This window comes from Ferrimicrobium sp., from assembly GCF_027319265.1.
In the GTDB taxonomy this organism is placed as follows: Bacteria; Actinomycetota; Acidimicrobiia; order Acidimicrobiales; family Acidimicrobiaceae; genus Ferrimicrobium.
This window is the reverse complement of the sequence record NZ_DAHVNP010000025.1, coordinates 1-18,755: the sequence shown is the minus strand read 5'-3', so window position 1 is coordinate 18,755 and position 18,755 is coordinate 1. Positions and strand designations below refer to the sequence as shown.

General features: G+C 58.0%; 20 protein-coding genes. 14 read left to right on the top strand and 6 right to left on the bottom strand.

Translation table 11 applies throughout. From position 1 onward, the window contains the following. The first annotated feature begins 22 nt into the window (after nucleotides 1-22). Nucleotides 23-961, top strand: a complete 939-nt coding sequence (locus M7439_RS02740; protein WP_298345403.1) for a TIGR03621 family F420-dependent LLM class oxidoreductase — start codon at nucleotides 23-25, stop codon at nucleotides 959-961. 411 nt (nucleotides 962-1,372) lie between these two features. Here the strand turns inward: M7439_RS02740 and M7439_RS02735 are convergent, their stop codons facing one another. After that, on the bottom strand, nucleotides 1,373-1,921 hold the full coding sequence (locus M7439_RS02735) for a GNAT family N-acetyltransferase (protein WP_298345400.1): 549 nt from the start codon (nucleotides 1,919-1,921) through the stop codon (nucleotides 1,373-1,375). 924 nt (nucleotides 1,922-2,845) lie between these two features. Between M7439_RS02735 and M7439_RS02730 the strand changes: the two genes are divergently transcribed. Next, complete coding sequence (locus tag M7439_RS02730) at nucleotides 2,846-4,096, top strand: ATP-binding protein (RefSeq protein ID WP_298345398.1); 1,251 nt, start codon at nucleotides 2,846-2,848, stop codon at nucleotides 4,094-4,096. A 402-nt stretch (nucleotides 4,097-4,498) separates the two neighbouring features. Here M7439_RS02730 and M7439_RS02725 read toward each other — a convergent pair whose 3' ends face one another. After that, nucleotides 4,499-5,566 (bottom strand): Lrp/AsnC family transcriptional regulator, encoded by a 1,068-nt coding sequence (locus M7439_RS02725; RefSeq protein WP_298345395.1) that lies wholly within the window; start codon nucleotides 5,564-5,566, stop codon nucleotides 4,499-4,501. An 85-nt stretch (nucleotides 5,567-5,651) separates the two neighbouring features. Between M7439_RS02725 and M7439_RS02720 the strand changes: the two genes are divergently transcribed. The 4 genes from M7439_RS02720 (at nucleotide 5,652) to M7439_RS02705 (ending at nucleotide 8,976) form a co-directional block, all read left to right on the top strand. Beyond that, nucleotides 5,652-7,184, top strand: a complete 1,533-nt coding sequence (locus tag M7439_RS02720; RefSeq protein ID WP_298345393.1) for an MFS transporter — start codon at nucleotides 5,652-5,654, stop codon at nucleotides 7,182-7,184. Nucleotides 7,185-7,352: 168 nt separating this feature from the next. Beyond that, a complete protein-coding gene (locus tag M7439_RS02715; RefSeq protein ID WP_298345390.1) occupies nucleotides 7,353-8,030 on the top strand; it encodes a 4a-hydroxytetrahydrobiopterin dehydratase in 678 nt (225 codons plus the stop codon). A gap of 305 nt (nucleotides 8,031-8,335) precedes the next feature. Further along, nucleotides 8,336-8,590 carry a ribbon-helix-helix protein, CopG family gene (locus tag M7439_RS02710; protein ID WP_298345387.1) on the top strand — a complete coding sequence of 85 codons (255 nt, stop codon included), beginning with the start codon at nucleotides 8,336-8,338 and terminating at the stop codon, nucleotides 8,588-8,590. Beyond that, the gene (locus M7439_RS02705) at nucleotides 8,587-8,976 is read left to right on the top strand and encodes a type II toxin-antitoxin system VapC family toxin (protein WP_298345384.1); all 390 of its coding nucleotides are present in this window, start codon (nucleotides 8,587-8,589) and stop codon (nucleotides 8,974-8,976) included. The genes M7439_RS02710 and M7439_RS02705 overlap by 4 nt, the downstream gene beginning before the upstream one ends. A 313-nt stretch (nucleotides 8,977-9,289) precedes the next feature. On the opposite strand, the gene M7439_RS02700 is transcribed toward M7439_RS02705, so the two are convergent. Both M7439_RS02700 and ada read right to left on the bottom strand, forming a co-directional pair. After that, on the bottom strand, nucleotides 9,290-10,294 hold the full coding sequence (locus M7439_RS02700; RefSeq protein WP_298345381.1) for a DMT family transporter: 1,005 nt from the start codon (nucleotides 10,292-10,294) through the stop codon (nucleotides 9,290-9,292). Further along, nucleotides 10,294-11,340, bottom strand: a complete 1,047-nt coding sequence (ada, locus tag M7439_RS02695) for a bifunctional DNA-binding transcriptional regulator/O6-methylguanine-DNA methyltransferase Ada (RefSeq protein WP_298345378.1) — start codon at nucleotides 11,338-11,340, stop codon at nucleotides 10,294-10,296. Before ada ends, M7439_RS02700 begins: the two co-directional genes overlap by 1 nt. A 595-nt stretch (nucleotides 11,341-11,935) precedes the next feature. On the opposite strand from ada, the gene M7439_RS02690 reads away from it, so the two are divergent. The 5 genes from M7439_RS02690 (at nucleotide 11,936) to M7439_RS02670 (ending at nucleotide 16,321) form a co-directional block, all read left to right on the top strand. Further along, nucleotides 11,936-12,736 carry a GNAT family N-acetyltransferase gene (locus tag M7439_RS02690; protein ID WP_298345375.1) on the top strand — a complete coding sequence of 267 codons (801 nt, stop codon included), beginning with the start codon at nucleotides 11,936-11,938 and terminating at the stop codon, nucleotides 12,734-12,736. A gap of 263 nt (nucleotides 12,737-12,999) precedes the next feature. Beyond that, a complete protein-coding gene (locus M7439_RS02685; protein ID WP_308464373.1) occupies nucleotides 13,000-13,503 on the top strand; it encodes an alpha/beta fold hydrolase in 504 nt (167 codons plus the stop codon). 49 nt (nucleotides 13,504-13,552) lie between these two features. Next, on the top strand, nucleotides 13,553-13,738 hold the full coding sequence (locus tag M7439_RS02680; protein WP_298345372.1) for an alpha/beta fold hydrolase: 186 nt from the start codon (nucleotides 13,553-13,555) through the stop codon (nucleotides 13,736-13,738). Nucleotides 13,739-14,210: 472 nt separating this feature from the next. Beyond that, the gene (locus tag M7439_RS02675; protein ID WP_298345369.1) at nucleotides 14,211-14,852 is read left to right on the top strand and encodes a hypothetical protein; all 642 of its coding nucleotides are present in this window, start codon (nucleotides 14,211-14,213) and stop codon (nucleotides 14,850-14,852) included. A gap of 917 nt (nucleotides 14,853-15,769) precedes the next feature. Then, entirely contained in the window at nucleotides 15,770-16,321 is a 552-nt protein-coding gene (locus M7439_RS02670) for a hypothetical protein (protein ID WP_298345366.1), read from the top strand. Between the two features lie 186 nt (nucleotides 16,322-16,507). Here the strand turns inward: M7439_RS02670 and M7439_RS02665 are convergent, their stop codons facing one another. Further along, entirely contained in the window at nucleotides 16,508-17,239 is a 732-nt protein-coding gene (locus M7439_RS02665) for a transposase (protein ID WP_298345363.1), read from the bottom strand. Nucleotides 17,240-17,260: 21 nt separating this feature from the next. Here M7439_RS02665 and M7439_RS02660 point away from each other — a divergent pair, with 21 nt between their 5' ends. Beyond that, nucleotides 17,261-17,488, top strand: a complete 228-nt coding sequence (locus tag M7439_RS02660) for a hypothetical protein (RefSeq protein WP_298345360.1) — start codon at nucleotides 17,261-17,263, stop codon at nucleotides 17,486-17,488. Here M7439_RS02660 and M7439_RS12970 read toward each other — a convergent pair. After that, complete coding sequence (locus M7439_RS12970; RefSeq protein WP_366525223.1) at nucleotides 17,456-17,665, bottom strand: DUF6444 domain-containing protein; 210 nt, start codon at nucleotides 17,663-17,665, stop codon at nucleotides 17,456-17,458. The two genes, M7439_RS02660 and M7439_RS12970, sit on opposite strands and share 33 nt — an antisense overlap. Before the next feature lie 154 nt (nucleotides 17,666-17,819). Here M7439_RS12970 and M7439_RS02655 point away from each other — a divergent pair, with 154 nt between their 5' ends. Both M7439_RS02655 and M7439_RS02650 read left to right on the top strand, forming a co-directional pair. After that, a complete protein-coding gene (locus M7439_RS02655) occupies nucleotides 17,820-18,011 on the top strand; it encodes a CsbD family protein (protein WP_298345357.1) in 192 nt (63 codons plus the stop codon). A gap of 78 nt (nucleotides 18,012-18,089) precedes the next feature. After that, nucleotides 18,090-18,755, top strand: a 666-nt coding sequence (locus M7439_RS02650) for an SCO6880 family protein (RefSeq protein WP_298345355.1), incomplete at its 3' end; no start/stop codon positions are given.

Genomic DNA, 18,755 nt, shown 5'->3' with positions numbered 1-18,755 from the left:
CAATTCTGCTAGCATCGGTAATATGAATCCATTTCGTTTCGGCTATCAGATCCGGTCCAACGATCCCGTGACACTGCGCCAGGAAGTGCGAGCAGCAGAGGCCGCCGACTTTGATGTGCTTTGCAGCTTCGACCACCTTGGACGATACCTCTCTGCACTCGAACCCCTCGCGTTCTGCGCAGCCTGGAGCGAACGGATCCGACTCTGCCCATTAGTACTCAACAACGACTTCCATCACCCAGGGGTTTTAGCTCAGCGTCTCGCGACCCTGGATCGGCTCTCTGGTGGGCGAGTCGAGGTTGGAATGGGAGCTGGGCATGCCTTCCCTGAGTATCATGCGATCTCTGTTGCCTTTGATCCACCCCAACAACGAAAGCAGCGCCTCGCCGAGTCGCTCGACATCCTTCGTCGGCTCCTCGACGGAGAACAGGTTGAGCATCATGGCGAGTACTACGACCTAAGTGGTTTTGTCTCAATTGAGCCCGCACAGGATCACGTCCCGATTCTGGTTGGAGTGAACGGGCGAGCCGGCCTCGCTCACGCTGCGAGGATGGCCGATATGATTGGACTCACGATGCTCGGGGTGACTCTGCCCGATGGTAACTCTCACGCAGTGCGTTGGGAGCCAGAACGCCTCGACACCACCGTTAACTGGATTGTCGAGCAGGCTGGCGAACGGGCTCAACACCTCGAGTTGAACGCACTTGTTCAGGCAGTGGTCGTCACCGATGATCGTCGCAAGGTGGCACAAGAGTTTCTCTCAGAGGTTCCTGGTCTCGAACTCGACCACGCGCTCTCGACCCCCTTCCTTGCAATTGGGACTCACGCCGAGATCGCAGCACACCTCCTTGCCTGTCGAGAACGCTGGGGGATCTCCTACTACGTGGTGCGAGACATCGAAGGTTTTGCCCCGGTCATCGAGATGCTCCGAGCTGAGGACCACTCTTTACAACTGGGTTGAAGATATCAGTGGAGGAGCGTTCAACTTAGGGAAGTGTTCGGGTACGGTCTCGATACGAAGTCAGAATCGATTCACCCAGAGCGTTGAGGATCCATGCGATCGCCGGCTATGGCCCCCGTAGGCTTTGAATGGCTATATGGAGTCTGCTGGGCTAGAGCGGCGATGAGGTGGAGAGCATAGCTCACTTGTTGTGGAAGGTCCTTCGCGCATCGGTCGTGAAGCTGTCGGCCCAGATCACACTGCAGTTTCTTACGGAAGACCCCGGAGATCCCGATGGAGTAGTAGCGTGGTGAGTTACTCGGTTTCCGCCCGTACCGTACCTTGCACGCCCTTATGGCCTGATCGGTGAGGCACCAGGACGTTGAGACATGCAACGCGAGTGAACTCAGCAGTTGAAGGAGGTCGACTCGATCACACCCGCCACTCTCGTCTGATCAGGCCGTAAACCCAAGAATCTGAGACTTCGCCGTTCACGATACAGTCTTCTCGCAATGTTCCCTCGCGTAGAAACCCGAGTTTCTCCAGTACGCGGGCAGATGCAACGTTACGCGTGTCGACCTCAGCCTGTACGCGGTTGAGGTCCAGAGTGTCGAAGGCCCAACCCAACAGTCCGCGTGCAGTCTCCGTGGCGTAACCGTGACCCCACGCAGCGTCCCCGTAGCAGTAGCCCAGAGATGCGCTCCGAAGGTCCGGGTTCCATTGGTGCAGGCTGCACCAACCAATGAAGCCGCCATTAGAGGCGAGGTCGACGGCTAACCGCGCTCCGGTGCCCTCCTCAGCTTTCTGTTGTGAAGCCATGATGAACTTCGTGGCACGCTCTCGGTCGTTCCACGGAGGTGCATCCCAGTAGCGCAGCACTTTGGTATTGGTATGTAGGGCAAAGAGGTCGTCGGCATCGGTGTCGACAAAGGGACGAAGGTGCAGACGTGCAGTTTGAATCATGGGGGTGTGGAGCGGCATGTGCGACATGCTCCTTTCATTGCTTGGGGTCAAACAATTTTAAGGGGCTAAATGACTTGATGTGCTCGCCGCCAGATGAGGTCCTTCGAGGGGCCGTTCAAGGATGAGGTGTTCGCTGGTCTGTTGATATCTGGTCATCATGGTTAGCCATAAACTTGGAGCCACCAGCCATAGCTTTGGTGGATCCCTCGTTCAAGCTAAGCACATGGAGCCCTTGTGGCACCCGATTTTGTGAGGGAGCGTTCAAAGACGCCCCAAGCTGTACAGACCAACTTGCCGGTAGAGAAGGCTGGCTAAACCAACCTTCGGGAGCTGCTCGTTTCCTAATGGTTCGATTAAGAGGCACTCGGCAGCTTCGATCCAGCGCAGCTTCCTCGGAACTGCATTATTGCTGTGCCAGGTATCCCTGTATGGTGCACCTCATAGACGAGGAGCGCCATCTGTTAACGGTCACTTGTTACCTAAGCCGTCTCCAGTCGTAGCGTCACACTTTCGCCACTCCAGCTTACTGATAAGCGTGGAGGAAGATTTTCAGGTCAGTGACCTGGTGGGGTGCAGATTCCCGGTCTGGTTTACCAATGGGGAGATGATGATCCCAGAAGAAATCGTAGGTGATCACAATAACAGCTAGCTTCGCGGGTGCCCGAGCGAGTCTGCGGTATGGATCTCCGGATGTTCCCCCATCATATCCCAGGGCATTTTGGGCCAATCGCGCTATTGTCAAGCGGTACCGTGGCTGACTTTCTTTGCGGCCAAAATGACCATTACATGACGGACAAATCTATCAATATCCAATAGCTAAACCAATCAGGAACTAGTGGCCAAACCAATCAGGAACTAGTGGCTGAACCAATCAGGAACTAGTGGCTGAACCTATCAGTTTGTCTCCTAGACTTCGCACAGACCTTTGAAGCGGAGTCAGAGATGATGTACAAAGATAGGGTTGTCGATCGCGAGCTGGTAGAACGCATGGAGGCGTCCGGTGCAGTGCTGATCGAAGGGCCTAAGGCATGTGGCAAGACCGAGACTGCTCTCAGAATAGCTAAGAGTTCGGTGATGCTTGATGTCGACCTGGAGGCAAAGCGAGCTCTAAGCGTCGATCCGTCGCTGGTGCTTGATGGTCCCACCCCGAGACTGATCGACGAGTGGCAGGAATCGCCAAGCATCTGGAATGAGGTGCGCCGTATGGTTGATCAGCGCAAGACATCCGGTCAGTTCATACTTACTGGATCATCAGTTCCAAATGATGAGTCGAGTCGACGCAGCGGGGCTGGTCGTTTCTCTATCTTGAAAATGCGGCCCATGACATTGTTTGAGATGGGGTATAGTACCGGTCTGGTCTCTCTCGAGCAACTCATGGAAGGAGAGTCTCCAAAATCTGGCCAACGCGAACTCTCGCTTGCGAAGCTGGCTGATCTCCTGGTGCGCGGCGGTTGGCCTCGGCATCTTGAGCTAACGTCGCGCGCCGCTGCTCGTTCAGTGCGTGACTATCTTGACAATATCTGTCATGTGGATGTCCAACGGGTGGCAGGTGGACATCGAGACCCCGGACGTCTTTGGCGACTCTTGCGTTCGTTGGCGCGCAATGTCGCTACCGAAGCCGCCATTGAAGTTTTGGGTTCCGATGCTGGAGGGGAGTCTGGTTCATTGGCTCATAATACGGTCGTTGGTTATCTTGACGCGCTTGAACGGCTCATGGTGATTGAGAGCCAACCGGCCTGGTTGCCTCACCTTCGTTCGCGTACAACGCTCCGTCGTTCACCCAAACGCCACTTTGTCGACCCCTCGCTTGCCGTGGCTGCGCTTGGAGCTACTGCAGAGAGACTAGTCAAGGAACTCGAAACCCTAGGGCTCTTGTTCGAGTCGTTAGTCGTTCGCGATCTGCGCGTACTCTCACAGTCCCTTGACGGAGAGGTATTTCACTATCGAGACAAGGGAGGCCAAGAAGTGGACGCGATCGTGCAGTTGCGTGATGGGCGCTGGGCGGCCTTTGAAATAAAGCTTGGTGTTGGGCGAATTGATGAGGGAGCCGTATCGCTCCTCAGGCTTGCAAGGAAGATCGATACCGCCTTGACTGGTGAACCGAGCATGCTCGGGGTGATTGTACCAGCGGGTTACAGCTATATGCGATCTGACGGGGTGGCGGTCATTCCCATGTCCGCACTGGGGCCGTAGCTAACTGGGCCGTAGCTAACTGGGCCGTAGCTGGCTAGGGTACTCCGGCGTTCGCCGCGCTTGGTCGTTTGTGTAACTCCGGGACTCTCGGCCCTCGCACTGGCGGTCTTATCATTCTCCGTGTATCTGATCACCTGCGATGACGTACTCTGAACCGGGTACCTGTTCTTCTGAAGCGTGCCTCCTGAAATTGTCTCCAGTCGTTCATCTCGTATTCGATGCGGATCATCTGAGGGGATGAATCTAGATAGAGCGCGCGACAGGGCTGGTTAGGCGGACCTTCGGGCGAGTCACTTCAAGGCGATTGTTGCGAGATACCATGCAAAGCTGCGATGAAGTCGCATGCGCCGCTGGGTCGGCTGGCCTGACATCCTTGGGTTTTCCACAGTCTCTGTCGAGTCCTTAAGTCTCTTTGTTATCGAAGCTTGGGGAGATAGCGAGTCTCTCATCGGGACCAGCAGCGTGCGAAGAGGCGTCTTGTGGATTCGCATTGAACTGCGTAATCATAGAGTAGTGCTTCACCGTGTGCATGATGGGGGCGACCTCCAAGTGCAGGACCCCTTCCAGATCCGCCAACTCTTTTGTGAGATACCCATACAACACTGCTTCGTCGCGGCAAAGCACCATTGCTAGCAGGTTCGTCGAACCGGTAGTGGCTGCGACAAAGGGGATTGCCTGATGGCTCGCGAGTGTCTCTCCGACTTCAGCAAGCTTCGATACGGACACCGACATCCACAGGAGCGCAGGTGCGCCCATCCCAATCGCATCGTTTTCAAGGTCGACGTGGAAGGAGAGCACCCCTGCTCGAACAAGATCCTCAACACGCCGTCGTACCGTTGACTCATGCCAGTGGGTGGCTTCAGCGAGTTGACGATAGGTCGCTCGACCATCTTCGCCTAGCGCTCGGATCAGCGGCCAGTCGGCTTCGTGCAGGACGGTGAGGCTTCGATCCACCTCCGAGAACGCCACGGGGTCTTGGGTCAATCGATTGATCTCCTGGGGGGTGAGCCAGTCCGCTCCCAACGGAGAGAATGCATCATTGCTGTATTCGTGCAAGAGGCAGTAGGCCCTTGCGTCCACGATTTGGCTGCTGCCAGAGAACTGGTCGAGCAGCGGATGAGCTCCTTTGATCCGTCGTTGAGAGCGGATCGCGGCAAAGACCTCGGTTCCGCCGGAGACGACCTGGACCCAGGAGGCATCTGGATCTCGCGCTACCTTGGTGGCAACTGTTGGCGCAGAGCCGGGAAGGCAACGGAGACGGATCGCCCAGTCCGATTCGGAGATCCGCTGCGAGTTGAGTTCGGCGACGACGCGAAGGACCTGATGTTCGACCAGTGACCGATAACGACGGGCGATGGTCTGTTCGGAGACACCGAGGGTCTCTGCAAACCGTCGAAACGAGGCGCGCGGATCGAGGTGCAGGGCCTGGATGATTCGACGGTCCAGGAGGTCTAGATGGGCAGTTTGCACAAGCGAGAGCGTAGCACTTGGAAGTTAACAGCAGAATAGTACGGGCTCATAGTGGACCTTACCGCTAGCGGGTACGTTGGTTGGTATGGATAAAAAGTGGTGGACACTGATCGTGGCCTGCGTGGCCACGTTTATGTTTTTGCTAGACCTGACTATCGTGATCGTGGCACTCCCCCAGATTGAACGGGCGCTGCATACGAACTTCGCCGATGTGGAGTGGGTGATCGACGCCTATGCGCTCACGCTAGCGGCGGCACTTCTCACCGCGGGAGCCCTCGCCGACCGATATGGCCAACGGCTCATCTTCGTGATTGGGCTTGTCATCTTTACACTGGGTTCAGCTTTGTGTGGTCTCGCTCAGTCACCATTGATGCTGATTCTCTCGCGCGCCGGGCAGGGCATCGGTGGCGCCATTCTCTTTGCAACGTCGCTCTCACTCCTTGCCAATAGCTTTCACGGGAAGGACCGGGGGGTTGCGTTTGGCATCTGGGGAGGCATCACCGGACTCGCCGCTGGTGTGGGTCCCATCCTCGGAGGGTTGATCACCACCGACATCAGCTGGCGAGGAATCTTTTGGGTCAACGTTCCCCTTGGCGCCGCCGCGATCATCGTGACGCTCGTCAAGGTCGATGAGTACCGGAGTGATCAGTCGCACCGTCCCGATTGGGCAGGATTCTTGAGCTTTACCCTCGCCATGGTGTCCTTGGTCTATGGTCTCACCGAAGCCGGCCAGACCTCCTGGAGCACCGGATCGGTGATCGCCTCCCTCGTCCTGGCGGTTCTTCTGTTCGTCGCCTTCATCCTGATCGAGATCAGAGTGAGCCATCCCATGCTGGATCTGACGCTGTTTCGGGTGCCGACCTTTGATGGTGGCCTCGTGGCAGCCTTTGCGATGAATGCCTCGCTCTTTGCCATGCTGCTCTATCTCGTGCTCTACCTCCAGGATGATCTTGGTTTTTCAGCCCTTGGTGCCGGTGAGCGTCTTCTCCTGCTCACTGGGGCGACGCTGATCGTCGCCACGGCAGCCGGTCGTGCGAGTAGCCATCTTCCGGTCCGTTGGCTGATCGGTCCCGGGCTCGCCCTCGTTGGGCTGGGATTGCTGCTGATGGCAGGGCTTAGTGCAACGACAACTTGGACCCATCTCATTCCAGGGTTCCTCGTCGCCGGAGTCGGCAGTGGACTCGTCAACCCACCACTCGCCTCGACGGCGGTTGGGGTGGTCAAACCCGCGAGATCCGGGATGGCCTCGGGTGCCAATAGTACTGGACGCCAGATCGGCATCGCGGTGGGTGTCGCCGTCTACGGGACCCTCTTTACCTCGTCGCTGCTGCACCCTCTCGATCACGTGCTCTCACTCACTCCAAGTCTCGCTCACCGTTCGGCAGCCATTGCTAGCGCCATCGATCAGGGCACTATCGGACGGGCGATCCTAGCGAGCGCGCCACGCGTGCGGGGTGAACTGGTGACGGCGATTCACGCGGCCTACACCGGCGCGTTGAATGAGCTCTTGATCGTCAGTGGCCTGCTGGCGATCGTTGGTGCTGGCGCCGCCACGATCTCCATTCGGCCACGAGACTTCGTGGGACGCTCCGTCGAGGTGAGGGCGGACATGAGCTAGCAGCCTAGCCTTGCGAGCGGATCAAACTCAGGTGCCACTTGGAGAACGGGCTCGGTAACCTTCAGGGACATGAAGGTCACGGGCAAGCTTCTGAAGTGATACACTCGGGGGCAGCGGCGGATCTTATTCGGTGATAGGCCACCCCATGTCCGCAAAAAGGAGGGATCCATGTCGCCCGTAGATCGCGAACTACTGAGCCCCGACCAAGTACAAGATGGCGAGCTGAAGGACTGGAGACAGTTGAACAAACAACTGCGGGCGCGTTTTCGCACCAATAGCTTCGCAATTGGTCTTGCGTTTGTCAATAAAGTTGGTGCGGCTGCTGAGGTCATGGATCATCATCCTGACATTGCGTTGACCTATTCTGAAGTAGTTATTACCTTGTCCTCACGCGACGTTGGCGGTATTACCAATCGCGACCTCCGCCTCGCACGAGAGATTTCGAGCTTGGCTGACGAATTGGGGATTGATTCGGATGTCCGAGGAGTTACGCTCGTGGAGATTGGCCTTGACACCCAGTTAGGAGCACAGCTCGCACCGTTGTATGCGGCACTGTTGCGGTCGGGGATTCGAAATGGCGAGCCTACTGACCCTAGCGATCAGACCCCGACACTGTGGTGGCAGGACACCGGGGAGGTTGATGAGGAGCTTGCACTACCACCTCAGACGTTCGAACAGCGTTGGCACTTGGATGTTTGGGTCCCTAGCGATGACGCGGAGGATCGCCTTCGTGAAGTGATCCAGGCAGGTGGAAGACTGGTGAGCGATGCCGGAGCACCGAGCTACTGGGTGGTGGAGGATGCCGAAGGTAATCGCTCATGTATCTGTACTCCTCTTGGGCGATAAAGCGAGATCATCTGGGCGATCCATCGGGCGTGCTCATGCCTTCATTCCCTACATTGGAGCGGGAAGGTGGGAGAGAGTGGTGCCGACGACTCCGATGATCAGAGGGTTGACGGGGATCGGTGATCCGAATGAACTCATGAGTCTGCGGGGACGGGCTCGAGGAGGTAATCGGTGGGCTCCAGTCAGATATTTATCGGAGCGCGGGTCTTGTTATGAAGGATGATCGAGACCAAGACGGTCGGCTCGCGTGGGAACTATGCGCGTGATCAGCGAGGCAGATGCGCGACATGATGTAGACCTATATCATGCGGACAACACAGATCTCCCTGACCGAGCAGGAACGACGTATGCTCGACGAAGTCGCAATGCGAACTGGCCGATCGCTCTCCGCCTTGATTCGGGATGCGGTCGAGCAGGTCTACGGCTCCGAGCGCTCTACGGAGGACGATCTTGTGGCCATGCGCCGAGCATTCGGCGCCTGGAGTCGCGATCAGCTCGATGGTGCAGCATGGGTGGAACAACGACGTTCCGGCTCTCGTCTGGGACAACATAGATTGTGAGCACACTCATCGACACGCCGATTCTGATCGACTATCTTCGCGGCCACCCAGATGCCAGCGTGCTCCTGGAACGGGAACGGGAACGGGAGCGGTTAGCGGGCGTATTGCACGCGAGCGAAATCACCCGCCTAGAGATCCTCGCTGGCATACGTCCATCCGAAGAGGAAGACACGCGTGCGCTCCTGTCGACTCTGATTTGGCACGCTGTCGACGCTGACATCGCGGAGGAGGCCGGTTTCCTCGGCCGACGTTGGCTTCCTAGTCATCACACCGTCGACAGTGCTGACCTCGCCATCGCCGCTACCGCCATCCGCACAGGCTCGGAGTTGTGGACGCGCAATGTCAGACACTTTCCGATGTTTCCCGACCTCCTAGCGCCCTACTGAAATCGTGCGGTGCCCCTTGACCGCGCACGAACAGGTTTGTGTCAGCTAACCATACGTCTTTCGTGAACTGCGACGAGCAGGTCGAGTGCGCGAACCGAAGGAACCGAGGTTTGTGAGTGAGGAAGACAACGTCCTCTCGTCCGGATCGGTCGTGAGCATACCGGTGGTCAACTCGGTTATACGACCCGGTGGTCACCGTGGTCAGGTTAGTCGATCAGACTGCTTGCCGAGGAGACTTTGGGTGTGCTTGTGGATTTGAGCAGGGCGATTGTCTCCCTTCTGTTGTCCTTAGGTCTCGCCCAGGGTAGCGACTTCACAAGGTCTCGTCGGTTTCGATCGGCTCCGAAGGAGGGCGGCCGATGCGGGGGAGGCAGGACAACATCGTGCTCTGGGTCTCGGGTTCTGGAAGCCGAAGACGACCCTGCGCAAGAGCTGCGCCAACAAGAATGACAAGCCCACCAAGAGGTTCTCGCCACAGGAACGGCTCGCCTAAGAACAGGATCCCTGCAACAACAGCAAAGAAGGGCGTGAGGTACGTGACCGTGCTGGCGACGGTCGCTGAGGCAGACTCTAGAACATGAAAGTTAAGAACGTAGGCGATCCCGGTGCTAAAGACCCCGAGACTGAGTAATCCAGCTATCGCCGCGACGACGATGTGGAGAGGTCGTTGTAGGTAAAGATGCCCAAAAACCAGGGCAAACGGCAGCGTCTGGAGTGCTCCGCAGAGGACTTGACCGGTGGCGAGTGAGACGGGGCCATACTCGGTGGCACTTAGATAACGCCGTGCATAGGGGAAGGCAATACCATAGCTGGCCACAGCGAGGAGGCAGGCCCCTATCCCAAGCAGCTGGTTGTGGCCAAGACCATCCCAGATGCCTGTCACGACAAGCACCCCAACCAGGCCAACTGCGATCCCTAGGATGACCTCAGGCTTGGGCCGTCTCTGGCCAAAGATTGCCAGGCTCATCGCGATCGTGGCGAGGGGTGTCAGTGAATTGATAATGCCCGCGAGCACCGCTGACACGTGTGTTTCTCCGTAGGCGAAGAGCGTGAAGGGTATGCTGTTGAGAAAGATTGCGAGTACACAAAGGTGAACCCACACGCGAATGGATCGCGGTAGTGTGCCGTGGGTGATCGCGAGAATGACAAGGAGAGTAAAGGCTCCAATCACAAGGCGAATGGCGGTGACGTCAATCGGGGCAACCGCACCCAACCCAAGCTTGATCCACCAGAACGAGCACCCCCATATTGCGCCCAAGAGGACGAAGGAGGCTAGCCACGGGAAGCCTGGTGGCCAGCGTCGAGGCATGCCAGTCATCAATCCACCTTCTCTTGCGCGATGAGATACGTCTTCCTCTCGATCCCCCATCGGTAACCCCCGAGAGAGCCATTTTTGCGTACGATGCGATGACAGGGGATCGCAAGTGCGGTCGGATTGGCGCCACAGGCATTCGCGACAGCGCGGACTGCCGTTGGTTCGCCGATCTGCTCGGCGATCTGAGAATACGATCGAGTCTCGCCGATTGGAATGGTGCGCAGCGCCTCCCACACCCGGACCTGGAAAGCGGTACCAGCCAGGTCGAGCGGCAGCTTGGTAGCTCCATCTTCACCTCGAATGGCTCCGGCAAGCACGAGGGCGATATCGTAGAGCTCATCATCATCGCGTTCGATGTCAGCCATCGGAAATTCGGTGACCAGTTGTGCAATGAGCGAGGCTTCGTCATGGTCGATTTTGATGGCGCAAACACCGCGTGCCGTGGAAGCCGCTAGCACAATGCCGATCGGGGATTCGAGCGTGGTGTAGTGGATGGATGCTCCTGCACCACCCAAGCGATATTGTGCCGGGGTCATCCCAAGACGAGTCGCACCGTGGGCGTAAAAGGCGCGACTCGAACCGTATCCAGCCTCAAAGGCGGCTTCGGTGATCGAGAGATCGCTGTGCAGCGTTATTCTCACGCGCTCAGCCAGTTGGGCTCTCGAATAGCTCCTGATAGAGACGCCGACCATGTCTTGAAAGAGGCGATTCAGATGACGGAGGCTCCACCCCAACTCGCGAGCGAGCGCAGCCAGATCCTCGGTGGCAGAGCCGGCCTCCAAGCGCCTGCACACTGCGATAACCGACAGAGCAGCAGGGTCGGAACGCATTGGATCCGCTGGATGGCACCGTCGACACGGGCGAAATCCCGCCAGCTCTGCTTCGGCACTCGTGTTGAAGAATTCGACATTTTTGAGAAGGGGGGAACGTGAACTACATCCAGGTCGACAGTAGATCCCCGTAGTGCGCACCCCATAGACAAAGAGGCCGGCACTCTTCTCATCCCGCGAGACCACCGCATGCCACCGCACCTTGCTCAACTCTTCCATACCTCAAACTTAGGTGCGGGCGGATCCGTAAGCTCTCCGATTTGGGACGAGTAATTTGTTACCCAGTCGATCGAGCCGCAGGCGTACCAACTGCTCCTCCCTGGAGACCCAGACGGAACAGAGAAGCGATGCCAAGTCCCCCAGATAGGTCTTGGGCATCACCCATCACTATGAGGAGGTTCGCAGCCAAGCTATGTTCAAATGGCACAGGTGCTTACGTGTGCTAGGACGAGACAAGGGAAGCGAGAGCTAACACGCACGCGAAGCATGTTTGGGCAGGAATGGATATACGTCCAGGATCCGTATCTTATCCCATCCCAATAGAGTCTGCGATGGAAGTGACTAGCTTCTGCTTCGTGACACGTCAACCTCGTTGCTTGCACCATTTCCTTGAGGTGATTCACGGAACTCCGAGATGATGAAAACACCTGGCAGATCTGGCCCAACCCAGTGCCAAGATTGTGATTCAAAGCTTGCTGGAGCGAGTTTGGCCCATGAAGTCAGTGGTCTCCGACGATTGCAGCACTCACCCAAGGAATGGTTTTCGAAAGACCGTAGGACAACCGACGTGATCCAAGGGTTATAGTGAACCTTCGTGAACGCACCACAACCTAGCTCTGCAGAGCTTCTCGCAACGTATGATGCACAGCTTCGAGGGGAGGCTGAGGTCTACGATGCGCTCAGTTGGACTCGAGATGGTCCGCTCTATCGAGGTGTTCTCGACGGCGGGGGCTTTGTCAGCTACGTATCCCTCGACGGCATCGATAATATCGCTCGTCTCGTTCAACGAACGATTGGTCACTACAGGGACGAACTTGGAGTAGATGAGTTCGAGTGGAAGACCCGAGGCCACGACGAGCGTGCCGAACAACTTCACCAAGAGTTATGCAATGCAGGGTTCATTGCCGAAGAACCCGAGACAGTCATGGTCGGTGCCGCCGAACTGCTATCGCATTCAGTTGCGATTCCGACGACGGTGAACGTTCGAAGAGTCGACAATCTCGCCGAGGCCGCCGACCTCATCGCTCGCGCCACAGCGATGCAGCGGAAGGTGTTTAACGGTGGCCCTTCGGCAGAGGAGGCATTGGCTCGTCTACATCGATCGCAAGGTACTGAGCAGTTCTGGGTAGCTGAAGTCCATGATGAGATTGTGTGTGCGGGTCGACTGACGCTGATTCCGAATGCTGACTTTGCGGGACTATGGGGCGGTGCTACTCACCCTGACTGGCGAGGTAAAGGGATCTACCGTGCACTCACCGCCGCGAGAGCTGGTGCTGCTTTGGCGGCTGGTAAGCACTATCTCCAAAGTGATTGTTCCCCGATGTCAAGACCCATCCTCGAGCGCAGCGGTTTGACAGCAGTTACCACGACGACTCCCTACATTTGGCACCGATGATCGTTTGGACCTGACTGGCTCGTGCCACCCCGGGTCAGACCCAGGGGAAGTATGACGGCTGCGAGAGAGGTGCTGAATCGAAGGACCACTCTCTGTTGCGGCCTCGGCTGACTATGACGACAGGACGGGAAACAAAGAACCTCCAAGCCCCTGTCGCGCTCCCTTTCCAAGGCTACAGTGAGAAGATGTTGCTCGGTGAAACACTGGTGGTAGACCGTGGGTCAGTTTAGTTATTCGGCAGGCGTTTCCAGAGAGGGCAACCTATCGTTATTCTCCTATACGCAGGAGTGACGGATCAACGGAGCTGGCAAGAGGTGGTATCTGCCATCGGCGAGAGAGCTACCGTCATCTGTTATGATCGCCGGGGCTATGGAGAGACGTCTCCCTCTCCGGAGGAGTTTTCCCATGTGAAGGATCTTTTTGCCGTCCTTGACGAGATCACCGATACCCCTGTATGGTTGGTGGGAAGCTCTGCTGGCGGTGGGATTGCGCTTGATGTCACAGTCCTTGCGCCAGAGCGGGTGGCAGGTCTCGTACTGTTCGCTCCGTCGGTGAGTGGTGCGCCCGACCCTGAACTCGACGGCGATACCGCCCGCTTGGTCGAGCAGCTCGAGGAGACGATCTCGGTCGGTGACCTAGAGGAACAGAGCCGCCTCGAGGCCGGGCTCTGGCTCGACGGTCCGACTCAAGGCGAAGGCAGGGTAGGAGGGCCCGTCCGTGAGCTCTTCTTTGACATGAACAGGGTCATCCTCTCACGGCGTTCCTGAAAGGGCGGGAGCGAGTGGTATCGATGTATGGGGTCAACTTGAAAAGGTGATGGCCCCAACACTCGTGGCTTGTGGCGCTCTTGATATTCCCTTCATTGTCGAGACCAAGCACTTGCTGGCTGAGCGCCTTCCAAACGGCTACCATCGCTTGCGTTCAGGTATGGCTCACTTGCCCCAGCTCGAGGACCCGACGGTTGTGGCGGAACTCATTGTCCATGCCATCGACGCTAACTGAGCTACCAATCCCTGCGATGAAGTCCCAAACGTCTCATAGGCGAAGTGGACGAGGCACAAGGGCCCGCGCCTGTCGTTGCTTCAGTGCTGATCGCTACGCTGCCAGATCGCCGTGCTGCCAGATTGCGAGGCATCCATGTCGCGAGGTCGCTGCCGGTATTGTTTATCTGACTGGTCCTGAGGGTCGAGGAGAACAGGTCGCCGTTCGCATCAGAGCTATGAGATGCGAGACGCCCAAGGTGGCGGGAGGAGAGAAGTCCGACGGCTGGCAGTGTCGGGCCCTCAGTCGGAGTCGGCGAGTCAAAGGCGGGAGGATGATGCAGTCAGTGCGGTGGAGGCGAACGGTATCCGTCGTCATAGGGAGTGTGTTGTTGGGGGCTTGTGGCTCGACCGCAGCGTCGAACTCGGGCTCGAGCAAGCCTACAGCCCCAAACTCGCCGGCTCGATTCTCACGTCCTCGTACGAATCAGAAGATGAAAACTATGGAGGTCGCTTTGACTCGGCTCCTTGCTACGACCGATGTGACGTATTACCGGGATGCACGGCGTCGCCAAGTGCCAGTCCTCCCAACGGGATCGAGTGAGCGCCAATTTGTTGGGGCAAGGAGCAAAGTCGTTCTCCTCGACGGACGCTACGATGCGGTCGCCGCTTTTCCATGGGCGCCAGATGGGTTGCCAATCAAGATCTATGAGTACTCATCGAATCGATCATGGAACACGGTAGCGGCGCTGAAATCGCCCTTTGGTTTTACAGAAGGAGCGATGTATCTTGCCTCTGCCACGATTCCGGTGGCCTCGCTCTCTGGGCTTTCGGGTCCTGCGTTTCTGATCCGAGAGGTAGGGGGTGGCTGCTTTCAGGGTGCGGTGGCAGCCTTTGTTGGGGGGCAGTGGATCTTGCTCAGCGCCTCGAATGCGGCGGATCAAGAGAGTCCAGAGATCGGTGGTGATCCGAGTTTTCGGCACGGCTATCTCTTCACGACGACTGTGTGTGGTGCGGTCCCGGCATATACCGGCGATACGGTCGCGTGGTGGAAGGTGAACCCAAGCGCCGGAGACTTCGTGATGGTGCGCCAAGAGGTGATCAGCACCGATAAGAAAGCCAGCAGCGACTCCTAGCCCGCATCCAAAAGTTTCGCAGCGGCACTCTCGCGCCGACCCCGCTTCAACGACTTTCCTCGTTTTCCTTCCAGTGGGCACCTTCAACTTTCTTCTAGTGGGCATCTTCAGCGGTTCTATCCCGGCAGCGGACAAGGAGTTGACGAGCCACCTTCTCGAGTGTGATCGGTTGGTGGAAGCGGTGCAAGACCCATCGAGAATTGCCACACAGGGCAGCGGCTGTTGCCAAACTCTTGAGGTTGCAAGGGTCACTCCTTCTCGCTTCAAGGATCTTCAGTGTCGATGAGCTACAAGCGGCGCTCTCGGCGGATGCACGAGCCCGTCACGAAGCAATCCAGCGACACCAAGGACCCTCCTTCGTCACGACTCAGAGCTGATGGAGGCCCGCAGTGAAAGCACAGGGCTACCCTCACGTGAGGAGCAAGCCAAACCTCACCAGCAGCCCAGCAAGTCGTAACTCACCTTCGTATCTCCTCCCTCCCACAGCCCGCCTAACGCGGTAACGACACCCTCTTTCCTGCCAAGGATTCATTGGGGAGCGTCAAGAGTCTCGAACTATTTGTCGTGCTCTAGCGAACCCTCCATGCCGTATCTACGAGCCGAAGTTGTCCCTGGAGCACTCCCCCGAAGCGTTCTGTCAGGACATATTCCAGAGTGCCTGCCTACGGTAGGCATGCACAGAGGTCGCTCACTCAGGGTGGGGTAATTCTGGAGTGGGAACTTTGGATTGGGGAATGCAAAGGTTGGGCTAGCCTCAGTCCCATTTGGAACCGGGCACCCAATGCAGATGAGGCGGCGACCGGGATGCTCGTGGCGTGTGAAGCCATATCACAGGGCCGAGTTGGTGCCTGGCGCGATGCACGGCAGGGTTTGGTCGGCCTAATGACCACAGTCCCGGGGCGCCCCCACAACAGGATATGTGGTCTCGATGGGACCGCTACCCCGAGGATGCAAGCGCACTTGCAGTACGACTCGCTGCCAGCGGAGTGTCCTGGGCCGCACGGCTCCGGCCAAGCGTTCCCGACGAAGTCGATGAGGCGTTAAGTGATATGGGGCTCTTCGCGGAGGATGAGATACTCTTGATGGCGACGTCGCTAGTCACTGATGAAGTTCAAGGTCAAGAATTACCTGGTCTCACTTTGAGCATGCGCCGCGCGCATGACGATCTCGCGATTACCGAGGTACTCGGTGCTGTTTTCGGCACGCCGCCCGCAAACGCAACAAAGCTTCTGGACCCTGCACACCTTGAGTGTGACGAGATCCAGTGGCACCTTGGCAAGGTAGACGGGGTGCTTGTGAGCTGTGCGATGTCGGTAGTAGCCGCCGACGCTGTCGCCATCTTTGCGGTAGGAACAGTTGCTGAGGCGCGTGAAAATGGCTACGGATCGGCGGTGACTCTGCGCGCCCTTACGCACGGATTCACTGGGAGCGCTCGCTGCGGGGTGCTCACCGCAAGCCCTGAGGTTTAAGGCGTCTATGAACGTCTTGGTTTCACGGTCGTAGAGCGCTGGAGGCGGCTCGTGCCATCACAGTGAGTGACCGAGCATGCGAGGGTAGTTGCTTTGCCCGTCAGACTCAACCCCCTCGATCAGGGTCTGCGACCAAGCTCCATGAGCGATGCCGAGTGAATAGCTGTGACTCGTCAGCGCCGTCGATCACTCATCGGTGCCCTCACCGAATCGGCCCTGGGACGAGCGCTTTTGACGGTCGAATACTCTGCGCTCGATCCTGTGGGTGATGTCAGAAGCGAAACGAGCAGTCGTGCCGGTACTCCGGGCATCGTGCGCGGAGTTGTCGATCTCGCGCAACATGACCGCCGTGTCGTTGGCCGACCCCTGGTTCCACCCAATGCCGACCGGCTCTAATTCACGAAAAACGTGCGCCAAAGAGATCGCATAGTGCGCCTTGTCGTACTTGAAATACATGGCAGGACGGTCCTGCACCATCACCCCAGCGAACTCGGGCAGCACGCCTGCTTCGTCGGGGGCAGACGTGAGCCGGGTAGGACTGGCGAAGAGGTGGGCCTGGAGGCTGTTCGAGACGGCGTGGAACCACCATTTCGCGATCGGCACCTGGGCAGAGGTCTCATTGGCGTGGGCGACGAGGTTGGGCGTAGGACGGCGCCGGATCACGTCGATGAACCAGGTAAGTCCGCTGGCTGCCTCGTTCGCTAGAGGGGCGACGAACCCGGTGGACGCCTTCGCACCGAGGATGGTCGACATTATGTCTGCAGCTGGTTCCACCGAGAGGTGCTTGTCGAAGAGGAGGTAGAGCATGGTGACGCGTACGTTTGGTCCGTAGCTCGCAGGCGTGGTCGACTCTTTCGGGGACGTGCCCGCATTGAGTTTCCTGCACGGACAACGTAGCTTGACCGACCGGTGCTCCATGGATAAGAGGGTCGGGTCCGGGTGTCAAACACCTGGCGTCGCTCCATCCCCTCCTCGTCCGCCCCGCACGAGCTACGGGTGGATTGGCTCGTGCATGGCGATCTTATCGGAGACCGCACGCAGCTTGAGGTTCTTCCCTGGTGCACCGGGTTGCTTGCCACGGCGGCGTTCGACATCGCCCTTGCGCTTCGCGTTGGCCTCAGCCCGACGATCCGCTCAGGTCTTGGTCCCTTCGGCTTGCCGCTTTAGCGAGTCGGTCGACGGCGGGAGCGACGAGTTCTCCGACCCCTGGTTCAACCGCTGTTTCAGCTCGGTGATCTTGCGAGAAAGGCGTTCGATCTTGCTGGCTTGTTGTGTGTTCTCGGCGCGCAGTGCCTCGAGCCCGGCTTGGGGTTGTTCACGATCCACATCCGGCACGCCTGACATTTGAGACCGTCCGAGACGACTTTACGAATCACGAGGTCAGGATGCTGTTTGAGGCGGCAGGGGAGGTGAAAGGTTGCTGTGGGATCCACGGTAGGCTCGCAATCAGGGCGCCAGGAGTTCGGCACGCGTGCCGACGTTGAAGGAGACAAAGTACATGGCTGGAAAGAAAGATCAGATGAAGGGCAAGGCGAAAGAAGCCGTCGGCGACCTGACCGGGAACGAGGACCTGAAGTCAGAGGGCACAGCAGATCGCCAGGCCGGTGAGGTCAAGGAGAAGGTCGGCAAGGTCGAGGAGAAGGTCGAGGAGGGCATCGACAAGGTGAAGGATACCCTCCACAAGAAGTAGCGGGTCCATCGTCCATTCAGCGGTTCCCGCAGACTGATCACAAGGATTGGTCAGCCGAGGTCCGGCGAAGACACCACGGTGCGTTACTCGCGACGACAAGAATTAGCTGAGTCCGGTACCTGTGCTGCTTTGCAGGTATTGGAGTCGACGGTACCTGACCCAGGCGTTGGCGTCGCGGGCTGGTATGAGCATCAGGGCCTCCATGACGGTAGTTGGACCGATGAGGCCTATCAGTCATTGCTCGATCAGACCTCAGTAGGTTCTTCAACGCATCGATCCACGATTACCATTGCCCTTGACATGAAGGCAGCCTCCAAGGCCATCGCCTCGGCTGGTCGAGGGATGCGCGGTGCAGCAGCAGTGCTCTCGGCGGACATGGCCGCGATTGAACACAGCCTACGAACCTCGGGACTGAGAGTCCAGCATTGGTTGGCGGCCGCCGAACTGGCGGCCATTGTCCGCTCTGCCTATGACCCTATGGAGAACATCGTGCCAGGCCAACCCGGTTCAAAGCTTGCCACCGCCGGACCGGTTGCGATCTCCGAGCACTGGGATCGTTTTCGTTCTGATTCAGGCTTCTCAACGGTCCTCTGGATCAGTGACTGGCCACGAATCGATGTACCTCCATCATTCCTCCATGCGTTGGTCTTCTCTCCAGGGGTTCGAAAGTCGATCTCCATTGTTGCCCATCCAGTTGGCACCACTGATGCACTCAAATCCATCCGCAAGGAAAAGACGGAGGCA

Bases quoted from the DNA above. Each gene is read 5' to 3' on its own strand.
- M7439_RS02675 (WP_298345369.1), top strand. From the start codon at position 14,211: ATGAAAACTATGGAGGTCGCTTTGACTCGGCTCCTTGCTACGACCGAT.
- ada (WP_298345378.1), bottom strand. From the start codon at position 11,340: ATGGAAGAGTTGAGCAAGGTGCGGTGGCATGCGGTGGTCTCGCGGGAT.
- M7439_RS02665 (WP_298345363.1), bottom strand. From the start codon at position 17,239: ATGGAGCACCGGTCGGTCAAGCTACGTTGTCCGTGCAGGAAACTCAAT.
- M7439_RS02740 (WP_298345403.1), top strand. From the start codon at position 23: ATGAATCCATTTCGTTTCGGCTATCAGATCCGGTCCAACGATCCCGTG.
- M7439_RS02680 (WP_298345372.1), top strand. From the start codon at position 13,553: ATGGCCCCAACACTCGTGGCTTGTGGCGCTCTTGATATTCCCTTCATT.
- M7439_RS02700 (WP_298345381.1), bottom strand. From the start codon at position 10,294: ATGACTGGCATGCCTCGACGCTGGCCACCAGGCTTCCCGTGGCTAGCC.
- M7439_RS02720 (WP_298345393.1), top strand. From the start codon at position 5,652: ATGGATAAAAAGTGGTGGACACTGATCGTGGCCTGCGTGGCCACGTTT.
- M7439_RS02715 (WP_298345390.1), top strand. From the start codon at position 7,353: ATGTCGCCCGTAGATCGCGAACTACTGAGCCCCGACCAAGTACAAGAT.
- M7439_RS02710 (WP_298345387.1), top strand. From the start codon at position 8,336: ATGCGGACAACACAGATCTCCCTGACCGAGCAGGAACGACGTATGCTC.
- M7439_RS02670 (WP_298345366.1), top strand. From the start codon at position 15,770: ATGTGGTCTCGATGGGACCGCTACCCCGAGGATGCAAGCGCACTTGCA.
- M7439_RS02735 (WP_298345400.1), bottom strand. From the start codon at position 1,921: ATGCCGCTCCACACCCCCATGATTCAAACTGCACGTCTGCACCTTCGT.
- M7439_RS02730 (WP_298345398.1), top strand. From the start codon at position 2,846: ATGATGTACAAAGATAGGGTTGTCGATCGCGAGCTGGTAGAACGCATG.
- M7439_RS12970 (WP_366525223.1), bottom strand. From the start codon at position 17,665: ATGTCAGGCGTGCCGGATGTGGATCGTGAACAACCCCAAGCCGGGCTC.
- M7439_RS02655 (WP_298345357.1), top strand. From the start codon at position 17,820: ATGGCTGGAAAGAAAGATCAGATGAAGGGCAAGGCGAAAGAAGCCGTC.